General features: G+C 72.2%; 20 protein-coding genes, 1 tRNA gene, 1 pseudogene and 1 riboswitch. Of the genes and pseudogenes, 14 read left to right on the top strand and 8 right to left on the bottom strand.

Going from position 1 to position 20,708, the window contains the following annotated elements:
* Entirely contained in the window at positions 1-471 is a 471-nt protein-coding gene (locus ACFOY6_RS16300; RefSeq protein WP_379632889.1) for a thioesterase family protein, read from the bottom strand.
* A 192-nt stretch (positions 472-663) separates the two neighbouring features.
* Here ACFOY6_RS16300 and ACFOY6_RS16305 point away from each other — a divergent pair, with 192 nt between their 5' ends.
* The 4 genes from ACFOY6_RS16305 (at position 664) to ACFOY6_RS16320 (ending at position 3,609) form a co-directional block, all read left to right on the top strand.
* Positions 664-1,104: a response regulator gene (locus ACFOY6_RS16305; RefSeq protein WP_379651678.1), complete on the top strand. Its 441-nt coding sequence runs from the start codon at positions 664-666 to the stop codon at positions 1,102-1,104.
* A gap of 163 nt (positions 1,105-1,267) precedes the next feature.
* Positions 1,268-2,005, top strand: coding sequence for a Crp/Fnr family transcriptional regulator (locus ACFOY6_RS16310; protein WP_379632883.1), 738 nt, complete (start codon positions 1,268-1,270; stop codon positions 2,003-2,005).
* 207 nt (positions 2,006-2,212) lie between these two features.
* A complete protein-coding gene (locus tag ACFOY6_RS16315) occupies positions 2,213-2,641 on the top strand; it encodes a response regulator (protein ID WP_109516916.1) in 429 nt (142 codons plus the stop codon).
* 320 nt (positions 2,642-2,961) lie between these two features.
* Positions 2,962-3,609, top strand: coding sequence for a Crp/Fnr family transcriptional regulator (locus tag ACFOY6_RS16320; RefSeq protein ID WP_379651679.1), 648 nt, complete (start codon positions 2,962-2,964; stop codon positions 3,607-3,609).
* Between the two features lie 116 nt (positions 3,610-3,725).
* Here the strand turns inward: ACFOY6_RS16320 and ACFOY6_RS16325 are convergent.
* A tRNA-Gly gene (locus ACFOY6_RS16325) sits at positions 3,726-3,799 on the bottom strand.
* A 67-nt stretch (positions 3,800-3,866) separates the two neighbouring features.
* Positions 3,867-3,945, top strand: a riboswitch (SAM riboswitch).
* A gap of 59 nt (positions 3,946-4,004) precedes the next feature.
* On the opposite strand from ACFOY6_RS16325, the pseudogene metZ reads away from it, so the two are divergent.
* From metZ to folE, 4 genes and pseudogenes are all read left to right on the top strand, one after another.
* Positions 4,005-5,195: pseudogene (metZ, locus tag ACFOY6_RS16330) on the top strand (O-succinylhomoserine sulfhydrylase); the annotation flags it as partial.
* Between the two features lie 416 nt (positions 5,196-5,611).
* The gene (locus tag ACFOY6_RS16335) at positions 5,612-6,226 is read left to right on the top strand and encodes a LysE family translocator (protein ID WP_379651680.1); all 615 of its coding nucleotides are present in this window, start codon (positions 5,612-5,614) and stop codon (positions 6,224-6,226) included.
* Positions 6,227-6,235: 9 nt separating this feature from the next.
* Complete coding sequence (gene apaG, locus ACFOY6_RS16340; protein WP_109516912.1) at positions 6,236-6,646, top strand: Co2+/Mg2+ efflux protein ApaG; 411 nt, start codon at positions 6,236-6,238, stop codon at positions 6,644-6,646.
* Positions 6,647-6,798: 152 nt separating this feature from the next.
* A complete protein-coding gene (folE, locus tag ACFOY6_RS16345; protein WP_379635921.1) occupies positions 6,799-7,449 on the top strand; it encodes a GTP cyclohydrolase I FolE in 651 nt (216 codons plus the stop codon).
* Positions 7,450-7,516: 67 nt separating this feature from the next.
* On the opposite strand, the gene ACFOY6_RS16350 is transcribed toward folE, so the two are convergent.
* From ACFOY6_RS16350 to ACFOY6_RS16375, 6 genes are all read right to left on the bottom strand, one after another.
* Positions 7,517-8,140: a hypothetical protein gene (locus ACFOY6_RS16350; protein ID WP_379651681.1), complete on the bottom strand. Its 624-nt coding sequence runs from the start codon at positions 8,138-8,140 to the stop codon at positions 7,517-7,519.
* A 137-nt stretch (positions 8,141-8,277) separates the two neighbouring features.
* On the bottom strand, positions 8,278-9,240 hold the full coding sequence (gene hslO, locus ACFOY6_RS16355; RefSeq protein WP_109516910.1) for an Hsp33 family molecular chaperone HslO: 963 nt from the start codon (positions 9,238-9,240) through the stop codon (positions 8,278-8,280).
* A 111-nt stretch (positions 9,241-9,351) separates the two neighbouring features.
* Entirely contained in the window at positions 9,352-10,554 is a 1,203-nt protein-coding gene (gene ubiM / locus ACFOY6_RS16360) for a 5-demethoxyubiquinol-8 5-hydroxylase UbiM (protein ID WP_109516909.1), read from the bottom strand.
* Between the two features lie 96 nt (positions 10,555-10,650).
* Entirely contained in the window at positions 10,651-12,351 is a 1,701-nt protein-coding gene (locus ACFOY6_RS16365; RefSeq protein WP_379651682.1) for a methyl-accepting chemotaxis protein, read from the bottom strand.
* A 77-nt stretch (positions 12,352-12,428) separates the two neighbouring features.
* Complete coding sequence (argF, locus tag ACFOY6_RS16370; RefSeq protein ID WP_109516907.1) at positions 12,429-13,388, bottom strand: ornithine carbamoyltransferase; 960 nt, start codon at positions 13,386-13,388, stop codon at positions 12,429-12,431.
* Complete coding sequence (locus ACFOY6_RS16375) at positions 13,385-14,587, bottom strand: aspartate aminotransferase family protein (protein ID WP_379651683.1); 1,203 nt, start codon at positions 14,585-14,587, stop codon at positions 13,385-13,387. Before ACFOY6_RS16375 ends, argF begins: the two co-directional genes overlap by 4 nt.
* A gap of 305 nt (positions 14,588-14,892) precedes the next feature.
* Here ACFOY6_RS16375 and ACFOY6_RS16380 point away from each other — a divergent pair, with 305 nt between their 5' ends.
* From ACFOY6_RS16380 to ACFOY6_RS16405, 6 genes are all read left to right on the top strand, one after another.
* Positions 14,893-15,333 carry a hypothetical protein gene (locus ACFOY6_RS16380; RefSeq protein ID WP_109516905.1) on the top strand — a complete coding sequence of 147 codons (441 nt, stop codon included), beginning with the start codon at positions 14,893-14,895 and terminating at the stop codon, positions 15,331-15,333.
* A gap of 173 nt (positions 15,334-15,506) precedes the next feature.
* Complete coding sequence (locus ACFOY6_RS16385) at positions 15,507-16,112, top strand: regulatory protein RecX (RefSeq protein ID WP_109516904.1); 606 nt, start codon at positions 15,507-15,509, stop codon at positions 16,110-16,112.
* Positions 16,105-16,914 carry an AzlC family ABC transporter permease gene (locus ACFOY6_RS16390; protein WP_379632866.1) on the top strand — a complete coding sequence of 270 codons (810 nt, stop codon included), beginning with the start codon at positions 16,105-16,107 and terminating at the stop codon, positions 16,912-16,914. The genes ACFOY6_RS16385 and ACFOY6_RS16390 overlap by 8 nt, the downstream gene beginning before the upstream one ends.
* Positions 16,911-17,216, top strand: coding sequence for an AzlD family protein (locus tag ACFOY6_RS16395; RefSeq protein ID WP_245906318.1), 306 nt, complete (start codon positions 16,911-16,913; stop codon positions 17,214-17,216). Before ACFOY6_RS16390 ends, ACFOY6_RS16395 begins: the two co-directional genes overlap by 4 nt.
* 335 nt (positions 17,217-17,551) lie before the next feature.
* Positions 17,552-18,655 (top strand): glycoside hydrolase family 26 protein, encoded by a 1,104-nt coding sequence (locus ACFOY6_RS16400; RefSeq protein ID WP_109516903.1) that lies wholly within the window; start codon positions 17,552-17,554, stop codon positions 18,653-18,655.
* 137 nt (positions 18,656-18,792) lie between these two features.
* A partial coding sequence (locus ACFOY6_RS16405; RefSeq protein ID WP_379651684.1) for a glycoside hydrolase family 5 protein occupies positions 18,793-20,708 on the top strand: 1,916 nt, incomplete at its 3' end.

Raw genomic sequence — 20,708 nt, forward strand, 5'->3', positions numbered from 1 at the left:
TCAGCGCCTCAGTGCGAGGCGCTGGGGCGGCGGCCCGGCCGGCGCCGCGGCGAAGGCGGCGCGCACCGCCGCCGGCCATTCCGCCACCTTGCGGCGCTCGAGGTCGACGCAGAGGAAGAGCAGCTCGCATTCCGCGCTCTCCCACCCCTCGGCCGCATGGAACAGGCGGTGGCGCAGCAGCAGCCGCTTGGCATCATGCGCCAGCACCTCGGAGCGGGCGGCGAGCGGCATCCCCTCCGTCACCTCGCGCTTGTAGGCCACCCAGTTCTCCGCCGCGAAGGTGCCGAGGCCCTGGGCGCGGAAGGCTGGCCCCAGCCCGAGTCCCGGCCACAGCGCATCCGTCGCGAGGTCGAAGGCGACCACGTAGTAGGCCAGGTTCATGTGGCCGTAATGGTCCACCCATTCGGGGCGGACGACGCCGATATCGGCTGGAGAGGGCTTCTCCAGAGAAGGTTGGTCGGGACCAGACATCACCACTCCGGGCTGCACGGCAGAGGCGCCACTTGCATGGCGGGCCCAGGGGAACACGCGGGCGGTTGCCGGGCAAGCCTCGGGCCTGGCCATGCGCCGGAAGCGCCGGTGTGCCCGCCTCCCGTCGGAACGTCCTTGGGTTGTACGCTACCGGACAGCCATGCACGTTCGAAACAATCCACAAGCATGTCCATGACACAGACGCCAAACAGCGGTTGCAAACCTGACCTGGACGGCACGCGCATCCTGGTGGCCGAGGATGAGGCGGTGATCGCCATGATGGTGGAGGACTCCCTCATCGGCGCCGGTGCGCTGGTGCTGGGGCCTGTCATTTCGGTCCAGGACGCCCTCCAGATGGTGAAGGTCGCGATGGCGGATGGCGGCATCACCGCCGCCGTGCTGGATATCCAGCTCGGCGATGCAAAGGCGATCGGGGTCGCCGATGTGCTGCGCGAGCGGGGCGTGCCCTTTCTCTTCGCCACCGGATATGACGGCCACCCGGTCCTGGACAGCCACAGGGGCGTTCCGGTGCTGTGCAAGCCCTACAACCCCGAGGATCTGGTCAGGATGATCGGGGAGCTGTGCCATGCCAGGGCACCGGCCGCCCTCGCTGGCCTTGCCGGCCCGGGGTGAGAAGCTTTCAGGACGCAGGCGATTTCTGGCCGTTTGTACGGTTCCGTACTCAGAATGCCGGTGAGCCGGCCCTATATGCCTCTCATCACCCGCTGAGGCTTTCTGGCGCGGGTGGCTGAGAGTGGCATGTGCTCCCGCCGACACCACCGCGGCAGGAGTTATCGTGGCAACCGACCGTCCAGTTTCGTTCTCTCCCCGAAACCGCCTGCTCGCCGCCCTGCCGCCGGAAAGCCTCGCCCGCCTGCGGCCAAGGCTGACCCTGGTGGAGATGCCGCTCCGCCGCACCCTGCATGAGCCGGAAGCCCCCATCAAAACCGTCTATTTCCACGAGACGGGATGGTCCTCCATGCTGGCGATCCTGGAGAATGGCGACGGAGCCGAGGTCGGCCTCATCGGCTTCGAGGGCGTGATCGGCCTGTCGGTTCTCCTCGGCGGGGAGACCGATGACCTGGAGGCCCTCATCCAGGGGCCCGGCACGGCCTTCAGCCTGAACGCGGAGGATCTGCGCCAGGCGATGGAGGAGGACCCCGCCCTCCGGCGCCTGCTGCTCCGCTTCGTCCTGGCCTTCCTCGGCCAGGTGACGCGGACCGGGGCCTGCAACGGGCGGCACCACACCGATCAGCGCCTGGCGCGCTGGCTGCTGATGGCGCATGACCGGAGCGAGGGGGATGAGTTCCCCATCACGCACGAATTCCTGGCGATGATGCTGGGCGTGCGGCGCGCCGGCGTGACCGTGGCGGCCGGCGCGCTCCAGCGGGCGCAGTTCATCCGCTACGAGCGTGGCCGCATCACGGTCCTGGACCGGCCGGGCCTCGAGAGCGCCGCCTGCGAGTGCTACGGCGTGACCCGCCGCGCCTATGACCGCCTGTTCTGCACAGGCAACGCCCTCTACCGCCACTGAGCGGCCTCCCGCCACCGTCCTGATGCGGATCGTCGCCCGTGCGGAAAGGCGGATGGAGGCGCGCCGCCTCGCGGCTGGCGCCCGGCCCGGCGGCCTTCATGATCTCTTGATGGCAGAAATGTACGATAGCGTACAACGAGGGTGTTCACCATGCATTGACGCCAGGTACCTCACACCGACCGAGCAGGGCGAAGGAAAGTCTGGCCAATGCGAATTCTACTGGTCGAGGACGAGGTGCTGATCGCCATGGTGCTCGGCGAAGCCCTGGAGACCGCGGACCACGAGGTGATGGGCCCGGCCGCGACGCTGGCCGAGGCCCTGGCGCTGTGCGAGGGGGCGCGGCCCGATCTGGCGCTGCTCGACATCAATCTGCGGGATGGCAGCAGCGGGGTGGAACTGGCCTGCATCCTCCGCAAGCGGTGGGGCATCCTGTCGGTTTTCGTCAGCGGCCAGATCCTCGAGGCCCGGCGGGCGAAGGACATCGCCCTCGGCGCCATCGGCAAGCCCTACGAGACCGGGACGGTGCTCCGCACCATCGAGATGGTGCGGGCGATGATGGATGGCGAGCCACCCACAGGCATCCCGGTGGGGCTGGAACTCTTCGGCGCCGCCAGGCCGGGCCCCACAGCCTTCTGACAACCCTCAGCCTTCTGACAACCCTCAGCCTTCTGGCAGGCCGCAGTCTTCTGACAGGCCGCAGTCTTGCGGAGCGGCGGGATCGTTTCGCCCAAGCTGTACGCTTTCGCATCGACAGGGAAAAGCCCGGGCCGTAGGCTGGGAATGCCCGGTGACGCCTTCGGGTGCGGGTAGCCGAAAGAGTTCCAGACTCCCGCCGATACTCCTGGCAAGAACCTGCTTTGCTCCCTCCCGATCCGTCCGCGCCCAATCCGCGCAACAGGCTGCTCGCGGCCCTTCCACCCGACAGTCTTTCCCGCCTCTGGCCAGAGCTTCGTCCGGTGGAGCTGAGCCTCCGGGCCAGCCTGCACGAGCCGAATGTCCCCATCACCTCCGTCTGTTTTCCGGAGAGCGGCTACGTGTCCATGGTGGCCCACATGGAGGATGGCGAGGCGGCCGAAGTGGGGCTGGTGGGGCTGGAAGGCCTGGTCGGGCTTCCCGTGCTGCTCGGGGACAGCCACAGCGACCTCGAGGCGATGGTCCAGTGCCCCGGCCTGGCGCTGAGCATGGGCGCGGATGCATTCCGCGCGGCGCTCGAGGCCGATCCGGCCCTGCGCACGCTTCTTCTGCGCTACGCCCTCGTCCATCATGAGCAGGTTGCGCGGATGGCGGCCTGCAACGGCCGCCACCACACCGATGAGCGCCTCGCCCGCTGGCTGCTGATGGCGCATGACCGGGTCGAGGGCGATGTGCTGCCGATGACCCACGAGATACTGTCCATGATGCTCGGCGTCCGTCGCGCCGGGATCACCGTTGCCGCGGGGCAGTTCCAGAAGGCGGGCTTCATCCGCTACGAGAAGGGCAGGATCACGGTGACCGACCGGCCCGGCCTCGAAAGCATCGCCTGCGCGTGCTACGGCATCCAGCGCGGCGCCTATGCCCGCCTGCTTGGCGCTCCTGGGAGTATCAGGCCCCGCCAGTGCCGCTGAGGCCCTGGGGCAGTGCCACGGCCACCGCCTGCGGCACGGAGCGCCGCATCCCTGCGCCCGGAATGGGGGCCGAGACCGCGGCGAAGCGCCACGCGGTGCCATGACAGGGAGGAGGCTGGAGCGGGCGAAGGGAATCGAACCCTCGTCACTTGGTTGGGAACCAAGAGCTCTACCATTGAGCTACGCCCGCGTCGGCGAAGCTTCTAGCCTGCTCTTGTGCAGGGGGCAAGCCGCGCGTAAGAGTCTTTCCGCCCGGTCCGCCGGGCGCTCGCGATTTGTCCGGCCAGCTTGCGGCGAGCTTAAACAATCGCGCTAAACGGCCGCGGCGGGGATGCGCGCGCAAACCCCGCCCGACCGGGCCGGGTGTCGATGCCAGCCCGAGAGTCGCCCGTCCGATGGCCAAGCCCGCTTCCGACCGTCCGCTGCGCCCCGCAACCCTGCTGGTCCGGGGCGGCCAGATGCGCAGCAACCTGGATGAGACCTCCGAGGCGCTCTACCTCACCTCCGGCTTCGTCTACGACAGCGCCCTGCAGGCCGAGCAGACCTTCACGGGCGAGGCGCAGCACTTCCAGTATTCCCGCTTCGGCAACCCCACCGTCCAGATGCTGGAGGCGCGCCTCGCCGCGCTGGAGGGGGCCGAGGCCTGCCGCGCCACCGCCACCGGCATGGCCGCCGTGCACGCCGCCATGCTCTCCCACCTCAAGACGGGGGACCGGGTGGTGGCCAGCCGCGCCCTGTTCGGCTCCTGCCACTGGATCGTCTCCACCCTGCTGCCGCGCTACGGCATCCAGACCGAGTTCGTCGACGGCGCCGACCTCGGGCAATGGAAGGCGGCCTTCAAGCGCCCGGCCCAGCTCGTGCTGCTGGAGACCCCCTCCAACCCGATGCTGGAGCTGGTGGACCTGAAGGCGGTGTGCGACCTGGCGCACGAGGCCGGCGCCATCGTGGTGGTGGACAACGTCTTCGCCACGCCGCTGCTGCAGAAGCCGATGCAGTTTGGCGCCGATGTGGTGGTCTATTCCGCCACCAAGCATTTCGACGGCCAGGGCCGCGTGCTGGGCGGCGCCGTGCTCGGCTCGAAGAAGTGGATCGAGGAGGTGCTGCAGCCCTTCGTGCGCAACACCGGCCCGGCCATCTCGCCCTTCAACGCCTGGACCATCCTGAAGGGGCTGGAGACGCTGCACCTGCGCGTGCCGGCCATGTGCCGCAACGCCGCCGCCGTGGCGCAGATGCTGGAGGAGCGGGCCGAGGTGGCGGCGGTGCACTACCCCACCCTCGCCAGCCATCCGCAGTATGAGCTCGCCAAGAAGCAGATGTCGGCCGGCGGCACGCTGGTCAGCTTCACCCTCAAGGGCGGCAAGGAGGCGGCCTTCCGCTTCCTCGACGCGCTGCGGGTGATCGACATCTCCAACAACCTGGGCGACGCCAAGAGCCTGATCACCCACCCCGCCACCACCACCCACATGCGCGTGGCGGCGGAGGAGCGGGCGCGGCTCGGCATCACCGACGGCGCGCTGCGCCTCTCGGTGGGGCTCGAGGACGTGGCGGACCTCGTGGAGGACATCGCCGCCGCCCTGGACGCGGTGGGCGGCGAGACCGCCCCGCGCAAGAAGCCGCTCGGCCGCATGGTGGTGGAGGAGACGGTGGCGGCGGTGAAGGCGCCGCCCGCCAAGGCAGCGGCCGCCAAGGCGCCGCGCCGCGCCCCTGCCGCCGAGCCTGCCGCCGAACCCGCCGCCGAGCCTGCCCCGGCGCCTGCCGAGAAGGCGGCGGACTCCCCGCGCAAGGCGCCGGCGAAGCGCGCCGCCGCCGCCGCCCCCGCCGCCGCGCCGGAGCCCGACCTGTTCCAGCAGGGGCCGAAGCGGCGCTGAGCCGCGGAACCGGGGGACGGTGAAAGAAGCCTCCCTCCCCCTCGCCCATCCGCCCGTTCACGGATGCGGGCCCGCACTCGACGCGCCGCGCGCCCCGGCGCAGAATGGGCGGCCCTCGCGCCACCGGAGAGACCATGTCGCCCGAGACCTGGATCGCCTTTCTGGCCACGGCATCGGTCATGCTGCTGATCCCGGGGCCCACCATCCTTCTCGTCATCGGCCAGTCCCTGGGCGGCGGGCGCCGGGCGGCGCTGCCGCTGGTGGCGGGCGTGGCCGCGGGCGACCTGGTGGCGATGAGCCTGTCGCTGGCCGGGCTCGGCGCGCTGCTGGCCACCTCGGCGGCACTGTTCACCCTGCTGAAATGGGCGGGCGCGGCCTATCTCGTCTATCTCGGCGTCAGGCTGTGGCGCGCGCCGGTGGAGCCGGGCGCGGCGGCGCCGCTCAGCGCCCGCGCCGCCTGGCGGCAGGCCTTCCTCGTCACCGCGCTGAACCCGAAGTCGATCGCCTTCTTCGTCGCCTTCGTGCCGCAATTCCTCGACCCGGCCCGGCCCTTCCTGCCGCAGGCCGCCATCCTGGTGGCCAGCTTCGTCAGCCTGGCGGCGGCGAATGCGCTGCTCTACGCGCTGCTGGCCGGGCGGCTCTCCGGCGCCGTGCGCCAGCCGGCCGTGCGCCGCGCGCTGAACCGCACGGGCGGCGGCATGCTGGTGGGCGCCGGCCTCGCCACCGCCGCGCTGCGCCGCGCCGGCTGAAGGACCGCCATGACCCAGCCTCCCCTCTTCACCGCCACCACGCGCGACATCCGCGTCTCGGTGCGCGCCTTCTACCTCTCCGACCAGTCGCAGCCGGAGCAGTCGCACTTCGTCTGGGCCTATCGCGTCAGCATCGAGAACCAGGGGCAGCGCACCGTGCAGCTGCTGAAGCGGAGCTGGCAGATCACCGACGGGATGGGCCGCACCCAGCAGGTGCACGGTCCCGGCGTGGTGGGCGAGCAGCCGGTGCTGGAACCGGGCGAGAGCTTCGAATACACCTCCGGCACCCCGCTCTCCACGCCCTCGGGCTTCATGCGCGGGTTCTATCACATGCTCGACACCGTCAGCGGCGAAGCCTTCGACATCGCCATCCCGCTGTTCAGCCTGGACAGCCCGCACCAGACCGGCGCGGTGCATTGATCCCTCGTCGCCCGAGCCTTGCGCCGGCGGCCATTGCCCCGGCGCCGTTCCGTCCCCATTGATGCCCCAGGGCTTTTTCTGAACGCCTTTTCTGAGCCCGTTTCCTGAGCGCCTTTCCTGACGGACCGCCAATCGGAATTCGCACCGTGAACATGACCTTTCCGCCGGCGCGTCCGCTGGCCGACCCCGCCAGCACCGACCGAGACGCGGCGCCGCGCCGCCCCAGCCGGGCCGAAGCCGAGGAAGCCGTGCGCACGCTGCTGCTCTGGGCCGGCGACGACCCCGGGCGCGAGGGGCTGGCCGACACCCCCGCCCGCGTCGCGCGCGCCTATGAGGAGTTCTTCTCCGGCTACAAAGAGGACCCGGTGGCCCTGCTGGCCCGCTCCTTCGAGGAGACGGACGGCTATGACGAGATGGTGGTGCTGCGCGACATCCGGCTGGAGAGCCATTGCGAGCACCACATGGTGCCCATCATCGGCCGCGCCCATGTGGCCTACCTCCCCGCCGGGCGGGTGGTCGGCATCTCGAAGCTGGCGCGCGTGGTGGAGGCCTATGCCCGCCGCCTGCAGATCCAGGAGAAGCTGACGGCGCAGATCGCCAACAGCATCGACTCCGTGCTGCGGCCGCGCGGCGTGGCCGTGGTCATCGAGGCCAGCCACCAGTGCATGACGACGCGCGGCGTGCACAAGCCGGGCGTCGCCATGATCACCAGCCGCATGCTGGGCGAGTTCCGCACCGATCCCGCCATGCGGCGGGAATTCCTGGCGCTGACCCAGAACGGGCGGCCGGTGCCGGAAGCCTGAGGCAGGGGCGGCCGGCCGCGCCGCCCTCCCCAGCCTGCTCGCCCTGGGCCCGCCCCCCCGGCCCGTCTCAGGGGCGGATCAGGCTTTCCTGCTGCACCGGGCCGGGCAGCGGCGCGGCGGGGGCGCCGGTCATCAGCCAGTCGCGCAGGTTGCGGCGGAGCTGGAACTCGAACTCCACGTTCAGGTCGTCCATGCCCTGGCGCACGATCTGGTCGGCGGCGCGGGCGCGGCTGGCCGGCCCCTCGTCGATCACGGTGGCGCTGCGGCGCACCTCGGCCTCGGCGAAGGCCACGCGGCGCCCGTCATCGGCCAGCACCTCGACCCGCACGCGGATGGCGAGCGACAGGCGCTCGGTGCGCTGGGTGAACAGGCCGCCGCCATCGCCCACCTCGCGCGTCAGCATGGCGCTCTCCACCAGGAAGCGGCCGCGCCCGGTGGTGCCGACCGGCACCAGCCGCTCCCGCCCCATGCGGACCGCCTGGGCGGAAGGGGAGAGCGGCGCGGGCGGGTCGATGCGGATGTTGGGGCCGGGGCCGGGCTCCAGCACCTCGATGTTCAGCACGTTCAGCCGCAGCGGCGTCAGGTGGCCATAGGTGGGCGGCGGCTGCAGGGCCGGCTGGGCATCGCCGCCCGCGCAGGCTGCCGCCAGCACCGGCAGCGAGAGCGCGAGCCCGCGGCGTGTGATGGACATCATGATCCCCTGTTCTCCCCCAGTTGGAGCGGACCCCGCCCCGGTGGGACCACCGGAGGGGCCGAAGATGCCTCTACAAACCACGCGGCGGGCGCGGCGGCCATACCGGCCACACGCCACTCCCGCCCAGGGCGGTGTCAGGCCTGGCCGGCGGCGGGCTGCACCTCGTCCCGCGGGAAGCGGAAGCCGACATTGCAGAACTCGCAGGTCATGGTGATGTCGCCATTCTCGGCCATGTGGTCGAGGTCGTCCGTGCCGAAGCCGGCCAGCACCGAGGCCAGCCGCGCGCGGGAGCAGCGGCAGCCATAGGAGAGCGGGCGCGGCCGGTCGAGCATCAGCCCCTCGGCGTGGAACAGCCGGTACAGCAGCCGGTCGGAGGAGAGGGCATCGTCCAGCATCTCCGCCTCGGTGATGGTGGTGGCCAGGGCGAGCGCAGTCTCCCACGCATCCTCCTGCGCGGCGCTGTCCATGCCGGGGCCGATGCCGCCAGCCCCCGCCACCCGCTCGAGGATCAGCGCGGAGGCGCGCCAGCCCTGCGGCGTGTGCCCGGCGGCCAGCCAGACGCGGCTGTCCAGCTGCTCGGAGGTGGCGAAATAGTGCCCCGTCATCTCCGCCAGGCTCTCGCCCTCGATGGCGACGATGCCCTGGTAGCGCTCCATCTCCGCGCCCTGGTCCACGGTGAAGGCGAGGTAGCCCTGGCCGAGCAGCGTGCCGGCGCCGGGGCTGCCCTCCGGCAGGCTCTCCGGCTCGGCGCGGGCATAGCCGCGCAGCGCGCCGGCCTCGGTGCAGTCGGCCAGCAGCATGCGGACGGGGCCGTCGCCCTTGGCCTGCAGGCTGAAGCTGCCCTGGAACTTCAGCGCGGCGGCGAGGCCGGCGGTCAGCGCCAGGGCCTGGCCCATCAGCGCCGCCACGGCGGGCGGGTTGTCGTGCCGGGTCAGCAGCGCGTCGGCCAGCGGGCCGAGCCGCACGAGGCGGCCGCGCACCGGCTTCTCCTGCAGGTGGAAGGGCTGGACCCCGCGCGGCACGGTCAGGTCCGGCACGGGCGGGCGGTCATGGTTCAGGAAATCGGGGGTGGTGGAAGGCTGGGTCGGATCGGTCACGCGGCAGGGGCCTGAAAATTCCAAAAAGCATAGATAGGGACCTCCGCCCCGCTCTGCGACGGGGCGGCGGCATCCGTGCCGCTCATGCGCGGCTTCTCCGGGCCGGCGCCCTCAGGCGACCCGGCCCTCCACCCGGTTCTCCATCAGCTGCGAGACCACCAGCTGCTGCACCGGGCGAAGGTGGTTGCCAAGGCGCAGCGCGGCGCCGCGCAGCAGCCGGGCGGGCAGGGTCTCCTCGCTGTAGAGCCTCGCCGTGGCGTTGGTGGCCAGGTAGAGCGGGCGTGTCGCGCGCCGGTGCGCGTGGGCGTAGCGGCGCAGCACGTCGGGCGCCGCGAAATCCCGCCCCGCCGCCCGGGCGGCGCGGATCTCGCCCGCCAGCGTGTCCTGCCCGCGCAGGCCGAAATTGAAGCCATGCGCCGTGACCGGATGCATCCCCACCGCCGCGTCGCCCAGCAGCACGGCGCGGGTGGTGGCGAAGCGCTCGGCATAGACCGCCACCAGCGGATAGACATGCCGGGTGCTGACCAGCTCCATGGCGCCCAGGCGCTGGCGGTAGCGGCGGGCGATCTCGGGGCCGAAGGCCGCCTCCGGCATCGCCTCCAGCCGCGCCATCTCCTCGGCCGGCAGGGTCAGCACCACGGAGGAGCAGTCGCCGTTCAGCGGCAGCATGGCCAGGGTCTGGCCATAGTCGAACCACTCGGTGGCGACGGCGTGGTGCGGCGCCGCGTGGCGCACCCGCGCCACCATCATGCGCTTGCCGAAATCCCGCATCTCGGCGCCGATGCCCAGCGCCTTGCGCACGCCGGAGAAGCGGCTGTCCGCCCCCGCCAGCAGGCCGGCCCGCAGCGCCGTGCCGTCCTCCAGCCGCAGCCAGGCGCCGTCCACGTCCGTGCCCATGGCGGCGACGCCCTGGCCAGCCAGCAGCGTCACGTCGGGGCAGGCGCGGGCCACGCGGTAGAGGGCGCGGCGGATGGCGTGGTTGGAGACCAGCCGGCCCAGCTCCGCCTCCGGCCGGCCGCGCGTGTCGAAGCGGAGCGCGTAGGCGGAGCCGCCATTGAGCACCCGCGCCTCCCGCAGCGGCGAGATGCTCTCCGCCGGGATGTGCGCCCAGGCGCCGAGGCGCTTCAGGATGTCCTGCGAATGATAGGTGAGCGCGATCTCGCGCCCGTCGAAGGCGGCGTTCTCCAGCGCCGCCTCCGCCTGCCGCTCGACCACGGCGATGGCAAGCCCCAGGCCGGACAGCGAGGCGGCAAAGGCCAGCCCCACCGGCCCGCCACCCACGACCACGACATCAAAGCGCCTTGCCCCGTCCATCCTCCCGTCCATCCCTCAGGCCCATCCTCTGCATGCCACAGCCTGTTAGGTAGGACGGCCGGCGGATTCCGCAAAGCGGCCTGTGGGAGAAAGGGCTCAGCCCGCGCGCAGCCGGCCCACCACCTCCACCAGCTCCTGCCGCAGCGCCTGGCCCTGCTGCGCCACCGCCGTGGTGGCCTCGCGCAGCGCCTCCAGCGCGCCGGCGGCGGTGCCGACATGCGCGCCGAGCCGCTCCGTGCTGTCCGCCGCGCCCTGGGTGCCGCTGGCGGCGGCGGCGGCGTTGCGGGCGATCTCGCGGGTCGCGGCGCTCTGCTCCTCCACCGCCGCGGCGATGGCCGAGGTCACCTCGTCCATCCGCCCGACGGCCTGGGCGATGCCGCGCACCGTCTGCACCGCCTGCCCCGTGGCGGAGCGCATGGCGCCGATCTGGGTGCCGATCTCCTCCGTCGCCTTGGCCGTCTGATTGGCCAGGCTCTTCACCTCGGAGGCGACCACGGCGAAGCCCTTGCCGGCCTCCCCCGCCCGCGCCGCCTCGATCGTGGCGTTCAGCGCCAGCAGGTTGGTCTGCCCGGCGATGTCGGCGATCAGCTTCACCACGTCGCCGATGCGTGCCGCCGCCGCCGACAGCCCGGCCACGGTGGCGTCCGAGGCGTCCACCGCCTCCACCGCCTGCCGGGTGACGGCGGCGCCATCGCTGACGCGGCGGGTGATCTCCTCGACGCTGGCGGCGAGCTGGTCGGCGGCGGCGGCCACCGCCTGCACGTTGCGGGTGGCGCCCTGGGCGCGCTCGGTGGCGGCGCCGTCATCGCGCGCGGCGGCGCCGGTGCCCTCGCCCACGGCGCGGGTGGCGCTCTCCAGCCGCTCCACCTCGCCCCCCAGCGCCCGGGCGATGCCGCCCACGGCGGATTCGATCTGCCCGGCCAGCGCCGCCTGCATCTGCCGCTGGGCGGCAGCGGCCTGGCTGCGCTGGGCCTCGGCCGCCGCCTCCAGCGCGCGGGCCTGGCGGGCGCCCTCCCCCAGGCTGCGCACGGCGCGGCCGATCTCGCCCAGCTGGTCGTGCCGCTCGGTGCAGGGCACGGGGCGGTCGAACTGCCCGGCGGCGATGGCGTTCACCGCCCCGGCCAGCCCCTTCAGCGGGCGCAGCACGAGGCTCATCAGCCACCACACCGCCAGCGCCACCGGCAGGGTGACCGCGGCGCCGGTCCAGAGCGCGGTGAAGGCCAGCCTGTCCTGCGTCGCCATCAGCGCGGCCAGCGGCTGCCCGACGAAGAGCAGCCCGACGACCCGCCCCTCCGGATCGCGGATCGGCTCGTAGATGGTCTGGTGCTCGGCGCCGAGGATGACGTTGACGCCGTGATAGGCCTCGCCGCGGCGGAACACGGCGTCGTAGGCCGGGCCGGGCGCCAGCCTGGTGCCCACGGCGCGGCCGCCGTCGGGGCGGGTGACGTTGGTGGCCACGCGGGTATCGCCGGCGAAGATGGTGGCCACGCCGCCGGCCACGGCCTTCACCGTGTCCACCACCTCCATGCGGCCGTTCACCGGCTTGCCGTCCAGCAGCAGCGTCTCGCCCTGCAGGCGCCACTCCCGGCCCTGCAGCGCGAGCAGCGCCTTCAGCATGGCGAGGTTGCTCTCCAGCTCCTGCTGCGACTGCGCGAGCGCATACTGGCGCATCTGCAGCAGGATGGTGCCGCTCGACACCGCCGCGACACAGACGACGGAGAGCAGGGTGAGGAGCACAAGGCGCGGCACCACCCCAAGGCGGCGCGGCAACGCGGCAAGCGTGGCGAAGACAGGCATGCGGGGTGTCCTGGCCAGGAGGTCCGGTCCAGAACTACCCCGCAAGCGTTGATGAAGCGTTTAGCCGGCCCTCGGCCTCAGAGGCCGGCCAGCGCCCAGAGCAGCACGCCCTTCTGCGCGTGCAGCCGGTTCTCCGCCTCGTCGAACACCACGCTCTGCGGGCCGTCGATCACCGCGCCGGTGATCTCCTCGCCACGGTGCGCCGGCAGGCAGTGCATCACCACCGCATCCGGCGCCGCGTGGGCCAGCAGCGCCTCGTTGAGCTGGTAGGGGGCGAGCGTGTTGTGGCGGGCGGTGGGGCCGCCCTCCTTCTCGTCCGACATGCTGACCCAGGTGTCGGTGACGACGCAGTGCGCGCCGCGCACCGCCGCCACCGGGTCCGGCGTCAGCTCGACGCGCGCGCCCTCGCGCCGCGCCCAGTCCACCAGCTGGGCAGGCGGCGCCAGCTCGGGCGGGGTGGCGAGCCGCAGCGTGAAGTCGAACCGCGCCGCGGCCTGGATGAAGCTCTGCGCCACGTTGTTGCCGTCGCCCGTCCAGGCCACGACCTTGCCGGCGATGGGGCCGCGATGCTCCTCGAAGGTGAGGATGTCGGCCATCAGCTGGCAGGGGTGGGAGACGTCGGTCAGGCCGTTGATCACCGGCACGGTGGCGTGCTGCGCCAGCTCGCGCAGCTTCGCCACGCTGTCGGTGCGCAGCATGATGGCGTCCACGTAGCGGGAGAGCACCCGCGCCGTGTCCGCCGGCGTCTCGCCGCGGCCGAGCTGCATGTCCTTCGAGGACAGCACGATGGCATGGCCGCCGAGCTGGTGGATGCCCACCTCGAAGGAGACGCGGGTGCGGGTGGAGGGCTTCTCGAAGATCAGCGCCACCGTCTTGCCGGCCAGCGGCCTGTCCGCCACCTGCCCGGCCTTGGCGCGGGCGGCGAGGTCGAGCATGCCGCGCAGCGTGGCGCCGTCGAAATCCGACAGCTCCAGGAAGTGGCGGGGGCGGCCCTGCGCCGCCCCCCCCTGCGCCGTCGTCTTCAACGCCGCACTCACTTGGCCATCGCCTTGGCGTCGGCCGGGGTCAGGCGGCGCGCGGCACGGTCCAGCATCTCCAGCGCCGCGTCCACCTCCGCCTCGGTGACGATCAGCGGCGGCGCCACGCGCAGCACGTTCTGCCCGGCCGCCACGGTCAGCAGCCCCTCGTCGACGGCGGCGGCCTGGAAGTCGCCATTCGCCACCGCCGGCGTCAGCTGCAGCCCGACCAGCAGCCCGGCGCCGCGCACGCCGCTCGCCACCCTGGGGTGGCGCGCCGCGAGGTCGTTCATGCCGCGCCACAGGTGGCGCGCCACGCGGTCCACCTGCTCCAGGAAGCCGGGGGCCAGCACCACGTCCAGCACGGCGTTGCCGGCGGCGCAGGCCAGCGGGTTGCCGCCATAGGTGGTGCCATGGGTGCCGGGCTTCAGGTGCTTCGCCACATGTTCCTTGGCCAGGATGGCGCCAAGCGGGAAGCCGCCGCCGATGCCCTTGGCCGAGGACATCACGTCCGGCTCGATGCCGGCCCACTGGTGCGCCCAGAGCTTGCCGGAGCGGCCCATGCCGGTCTGCACCTCGTCCAGCGCCAGCAGCAGGCCGAACTCGTCGCACACCGCGCGGAGCTCCTGCAGGAAGCGCAGGTCGGCCGGGCGCACGCCGCCCTCGCCCTGGATCGGCTCGATCATGATGCCGGCGGTGTGCGGGCCGATGGCGTCGCGCACCGCGTTCATGTTGCCGAAGGGCACATGGTCGAAGCCCTGCACCGGCGGGCCGAAGCCGGCGAGGTACTTCTCGTTGCCGGTGGCCGAGAGGGTGGCCAGCGTCCGGCCGTGGAAGGCGCCCTCGAAGCAGATCAGGTGGAACTTCTCGGGGTGGCCGTTCTCCGCATGGTATTTGCGGACGGCCTTGATCATCCCCTCATTCGCCTCGGCGCCCGAGTTGCAGAAGAAGACGCTGTCGGCAAAGGAGGCCTCCACATGGCGCGCGGCCAGGCGCTCGGCCTGCGGCACGCGGTAGAGGTTGGAGACGTGCATCACCTTGGCCGCCTGCTCGGCGATGGTGCGCACCAGATGCGGGTGGCCATGGCCGATGCTGGTGGTGGCGATGCCGCTGCCGAAATCCAGGAATCGTCGCTGATCCGCCGTCCACAGCCAGGCGCCCTCGCCCCGCTCGAAGGCGAGGTCGGCACGGTTGTAGGTCGGCATCAGAGCGGGGATCACGCGAATACGTCTCCGGCTGCTTCCGCGCCGCACGCGACCCTTCGCATGCCCGACCGCGGAAACGGGCAGAGTGCCGCAAACCGGCGGCGCGGTCAAAGGCCGGAAATCGTCCGCAAGCGGCCCAGCAAGCGGCCCAGCAAGCGGCCCAGCAAGCGGCCCAGCAAGCGGCCCAGCAAGCGGCATCGTGAGCAGCATCGTGAGGCGGGCCAAACTGCACCGTCGCAACTCTGCCCGGCCCGGCCAGTTACCCCGGGGCACGCGCCCTCACCGGGCGCACCCAGACCCCCGCTGGAGGATCCGACACGATGCGCACACCGATGATCGCCCTGACCGCTGCCGCCCTGATCGGCTTCGCCGGGGTCGGCGGGGCCGCCATGGCCCAGACCGGCGCCAACCCGCCGAGCAGCACGGCCACGCCCCCGGGCACGCAGCCGGTGCCGCCGCCGGCGCAGTCCGGCGAGCCGCGCATGAACCAGCGCCAGGGCAGCCCCTCGACCCCCACCACCACCGGCCCTCGCACCGAGCAGGGTGCCAACCCGCCGACCCGCAGCGCCACGCCCCCGGGCACGCAGCCGGTGCCGGCGCCGGCGCAGTCGGGCGAGCCGCGCATGAACCAGCGCAATGGCAGCCCCTCCACCTCCACCACCACCGGCCCGGCCGGCGCCAACCCGCCGATCGGCCCGAGCGCCGTGCCGCCGCCGGCCAGCACCGGCACCACGGGCTCCTCGGTTCCGCCCACGCGCTGAGCCCTTGCGGGCCGATGGCCCGCGCAGCCTGAGACAGTCGAGGATGCCGCCGGCCGCCAGGCCGGCGGCATTCGCGTTTGTGGCTTGCCGCCCGGGAAGCCATTCTCTTGCCCCCGCGCCATGGGGCAGGCGCCGGGTGTGCAGGCCGGCCGCTTCATGGCAGATTGCCGCGCATGGAAAAGCGGCAGGAACCCAGGCGGAGGCCGGCGGCCGGCCCGGCGCCGGATGCCGGCCGGCTGCGCGAGGCCGCGCTGCTGCATCTGGCACGTTTCGCCGCCACGGAAGCCGGGCTGGTACGCGTGCTGCAGCGGCGCGTGGCCCGCTGGGCGCAGCGCGCCGAGGCGGAGGGGCAGGATGGCGCGGCCATCGCCCGGGTGGTGGCGGAGGGCCGCGCGGCGGCGCAGGAGGTGGCGCGCCGCCTGGTGCAGGCAGGGGCGGTCGATGACGCCGCCTTCGCCGCGTCCCGCGCCCGGCGCCTGCAACAGGGTGGCCGCTCCCGCCGCGCCATCGCCGCACATCTGGCCGCCAAGGGCGTGGCGGCGTCCACGGCCGAGGCCGCGCTGGACGGAGAGACGGCCGATGAGCTGATCGCAGCGCTGGGGCATCTGCGCCGCCGCCGCGCCGGCCCCTTCGCCGCGACGCCCCCCGACGCGGCGGCCCGGCTGAAGACGCTGGCCGCGCTGGCGCGGGCCGGCTTCCCGCGCGAGGTGGCGCAGCGCGCGCTGGACCTGCCGCCCGAGGTGGCGGAGGAGCGGCTGCTGGCCTCCCGCCGTGGCTGAGCCGCAGCCCTTCCGCCCGGTGGTGTTCACCCGCGCCGGCATGCGGCGCGGGGCGCGTGCCGCCCTGCCCCTCTACCTTGGACTGCTGCCCTTCGGGATGGTGGTGGGCGTCATCTCCGCCGGCAAGGGCCTGTCGCTGGCCGAGACCCTGCTGATGTCGGCAATCGTCTATGCCGGCGCCGCGCAGCTCCTGGCGCTGGAACTCTGGGCGGACCCGGCGCCCGTCCTGGCGGTCACCTTCGCGGCGCTGGTGGTGAACATCCGCCTTGCGCCGATGGGAGCCGCCCTGGGCTTCTGGCTGGACCGGCTGCGCGGCTGGCGGCTCTGGGGCACGCTGGCCACGCTGGTGGACCATGCCTTCGCCATGAGCATCGCCGAGCACCGGGCGGGCGGGCGCGATGCCGGCTACCTGCTGGGCCTGGGCCTTTCGCTGTGGGTGGCGTGGCAGGCCGCCACCGTGGCGGGGCATGTGCTGAGCGGCGTGGTGCAGCTGCCGCCGGGGCACCCGCTGTTCTTCGGCGGCACCGCCGCCTTCGTCGGGCTGCTGGTGCCGATCTGGCGCGGGGCCCGGCAGGACCTGCTGCCCTGGGCGCTGGCCGGGCTGGCAGCGCTGGGAACGCAGCGCCTGGGCCTGCCGCAGCCCCTGCCCCTGCTGGCCGGCGCCCTCTCCGGCGCCGCCCTGGCGGCCTGGAACGAGATCCGCGCCCGTGGCGGCCCCGAGGCCGGTTCCGAGGCCAGTTCCGGGGCCGGTTCCGGGGCCAGCCCCGGCACGGCACCATCCGGCCCCGGCACGGCGCCATGATGCGGAGCGACGTGCTGCTCGCCATCCTGGGCATGGCGCTGGTCACCTATCTCTGCCGTGCCGGCGGCTATGCGTTGCTGCGGGTGGTCCGCCCGCCGCCCTTCATCGACGCCATGCTGCGCCATCTGCCCGGGCCGATCTTCGCCGCCTACGTGACCCTGGCCCTGAGCCGGACCGGCCTGCCGGGGCTGTTCGGAGCGGCGGCGGTGGTGCTGGTGCAGTGGCGCACCGGCAATCTCAGCGCCTCCATCCTGGCCGGGGTGGCGACGGTCTGGCTGTTCGGCCTGCTGGCCGGAGCCTAGCGCCGGCGCCGCTCCGCCTCGGCTGTCATGCTTCAGCCAACGCAGGGGTTGACGCCGCGGACCATTCCGGCGCCTTTCCGCGCACCCGCGGCGAGATCCACACGCGGCCAGGAAATCCCACAATCATTCCGCGCATCACGCGAATAAAAATTGAAAGTAACGCGAGGATCCGATGTGGGTTCTTCTCCTCACTAAAATGTTGATCCTGAATTTTGTTGTTTTCTATTTTTTCATTCAGCGCCCTGCTCTATCGCCTTCCCGAGCAGGAGCATGGCAGCCGGTCGCCCCGCACGGGCGGGCCCCTCCTTCTTCATTCGGATGATCAGGAGAGCCCGATGACCCAGCTTGGTGTCTATCTTGGCAACCGGCCGCAGGATCTGCCGGCCTTCGAGGAATGGCTTGGCCGGGAGGTGGACAACATTCACGTCGTCTCCGGCTTCCAGAGCTGGGCCGACCTGATCGACAGCACCCGCTGGAACGCCCGCGAGCTGTGGCACGAGACGCCGCGCGACCATCAGTGGTCGATCCCGCTGATCCCGCTCGGCGCGACGCTGGAGGAAGCCGCCACCGGCGCCTACAACGCCCGCTACCGCGAGCTGGCCACCATCCTGATCGAGAACAGCCAGACCGACGGGCCGATCGACGTCCGCACCGGCTGGGAGTTCAACGGCGACTGGTTCCCGTGGTCGGCCATCGGCCATGAGGAGGCGTATATCGGCGCCTTCCGCCAGTTCGTCGATTCGTTCCGCGCCGTCTCCGACCGCTTCGTCTTCGAGTGGAACGTCAACGAGGCCTGGGGCGGCATGGACCCCGCCACCGCCTATCCGGGCGACGACTATGTCGACATCATCGGCATGGATGTCTACTGGAACACTCTCTACTTCACCAGCGATCCCTACCAGGCCTGGGACATGCTGCTGAAGGAGAAGTACGGGCTGCAGTGGCACCAGGACTTCGCCGCCGCGCGCGACAAGCCCACCGCCTACTCCGAATGGGGCGTGATGACCAACAACGCCGAGCCCTTCGTGAAGGCGATGAAGGTGTGGTTCGACACGCATGACGTGGTGTTCCAGTCCCGCTGGGATTCCGACGACAGCTTCCCCGGCCGCCTGTCCGACGGCAGCGAGCCGAACACCGGCCGCGCCTATGTCGAGACCTTCTCGGACACCAAGATGGACTGGAGCCTGGACGGGCTGCAGTACATCGCCAGCTATGCCGACCTGATCGAGGCCTTCGGCGCCGATGCGGCGGCCGGCCAGCGCCACTACTTCCATCACGGCATCGAGGAAGGCCGCACCACCGACGGATTCGACGCGCGGACCTATCTGGCGAACTACGCCGACCTGCGCGCCGCCTTCGGCTCGAACGAGAACGAGGCCGCCCGGCACTTCATCACCTTCGGCCATGCCGAGGGCCGCACCGACCTGGATCTGTTCTGAGGCGTCCTCCATGGCCGCCTGCCGGCCATGAATGCACTCCCGCTCCCTTCCAAGAATTCCCTCGCCCGGCCAGGCCCTGCGTCTGGCCGGGATTTCCATGACCGCCCGGCCTCCCCCGCCGCCAGGAAAGCGCACGCATGCTCTCACGCCAGCAGCCGGGTGACGGCTTCTTCTCCACCCGCGGCAACGAGATCGTCGATGCTGCCGGCATCCCGGTGCGCCTCTCGGCGGTGAACTGGTTCGGCATGGAGACGGTGCGCGGCGCGCCGGACGGGCTGCAGGCGCGCAACTGGCAGGAGATGATGGACCAGATGAAGGCGCTCGGCTTCAACGCCCTCCGCCTTCCCTTCTCCAGCGAGGTGCTCGACGGCAGGCTGCCGCCCACCGACATCGACTACGGCCGCAACCCGGATCTCGCCGGCCTTTCCGGCGTGCAGCTGCTCGACAGGATCGTGGGCTATGCGGGCGAGATCGGGCTGCGCATCATCCTCGACCGGCACCGCGGCACGGCGGGGGACGGCCCCAACGGCTCCGGCCTCTGGTACGACAACACCCACCCGGAAGCCGAGTGGATCGCCGACTGGGTGATGCTGGCCGGCCGCTACCGGGGCAACCCGACCGTCATCGGCGCCGACCTGCACAACGAGCCGCACAGCCGGGCCAGCTGGGGCGGCGACCCGGCGACCGACTGGCACGCCGCCGCCGAGCGCGCCGGCGCCGCCATCCAGGCGGTGAACCCGGACTGGCTGATCCTGGTGGAAGGCGTGGACCGCCACGAGGGCGACTCCTACTGGTGGGGCGGCAATCTGCAGGGGGTCGCCGAGCGGCCGGTGGTGCTGCCCGTCGGCAACAAGGTGGTCTATTCGCCGCACGACTACCCCAACTCGGTCTTCGCCCAGCCCTGGTTCCAGAGCGGTGACCTCGCCGCCACCCTGCCCGCGGTGTTCGACCGGCAATGGGGCTACATCGCGCGCGAGGGCATCGCGCCGGTCCTGCTCGGCGAGTTCGGCAGCCGCCTGCAGGACCCGAAGGATCTGGCCTGGCTGCTGGCCCTGACCCGCACCCTGAACGGCGACCACGATGGCGACGGCACGCGCGACGCCGGCGCGCCCTCGGCCGGCCTGTCCTGGGCCTGGTGGTCCTGGAACCCGAACTCGGGCGACACGGGCGGCATCCTGGGCGACAACTGGATCACGCCGGACCAGGGCAAGCTCGACATCCTGGCCTTCATCCCTGGCACGGATTTCGCGGCGAGCCGGCTGCTGGTGGCGCCGCCGCAGGGCGGCGACCTCCATGGCGGCGCGGGGCTGGACACGCTGCGGATCGACCAGGGCAGCAGCGCCTGGCATGTCCTGCGCGACGGCGAGTCGCTGCTGGCGCGCAACCTGGGCACGGGCGCCACCCTCTCCGGCGCGGCGATCGAGGTGGTGCAGTTCGCCGACGGGGTGAGGATCGACCTGCGCGCCCTTTCCTCGGAACGCCCGCTCGAATACGTCGCCAGCCATGCTGACCTCGCCGCCGCCTTCGGCGCCGATGCGCTGGCCGGCTCGGTGCACCGGCTGCAGCACGGCTTCGCCGAGGGGCGCGCCACCAGCTTCGACGGGCTGGCCTACATCGCCAGCCATGCCGACCTGATCGCCGCCTTCGGCGCCAGCGAGGATGCGGGCGCCACCCACTACATCCGCCATGGCCGCGCCGAGGGCCGCGCCACCAGCTTCGACCCGGCCAGCTACACGGAGGCCGCGGCCGCGCACTACATCCGCTTCGGCCGGAACGAAGGGCGCGCCACCGGCTTCGACGCCGCGCGCTACATCGCCGGCCATGACGACCTGGTCGACGCCTTCGGCACCGACCTCCGGGCCGGCACCCGGCATTGGCTGGCGCATGGCCATGCCGAGGGGCGCGAGGCCGCCGCCTTCGATGCCGCCCAGTACCTGCGGAACTATGCCGACCTGCGCGCCGCCTTCGGCGCCAGCGAGGATGCGGGCGCCACCCACTACATCCGCCATGGCCGCGCCGAGGGCCGCGCCACCAGCTTCGACCCGGCCAGCTA

This window comes from Teichococcus aestuarii, assembly GCF_042651065.1.
GTDB classification, from domain to species: Bacteria; Pseudomonadota; Alphaproteobacteria; order Acetobacterales; family Acetobacteraceae; genus Pseudoroseomonas; species Pseudoroseomonas aestuarii.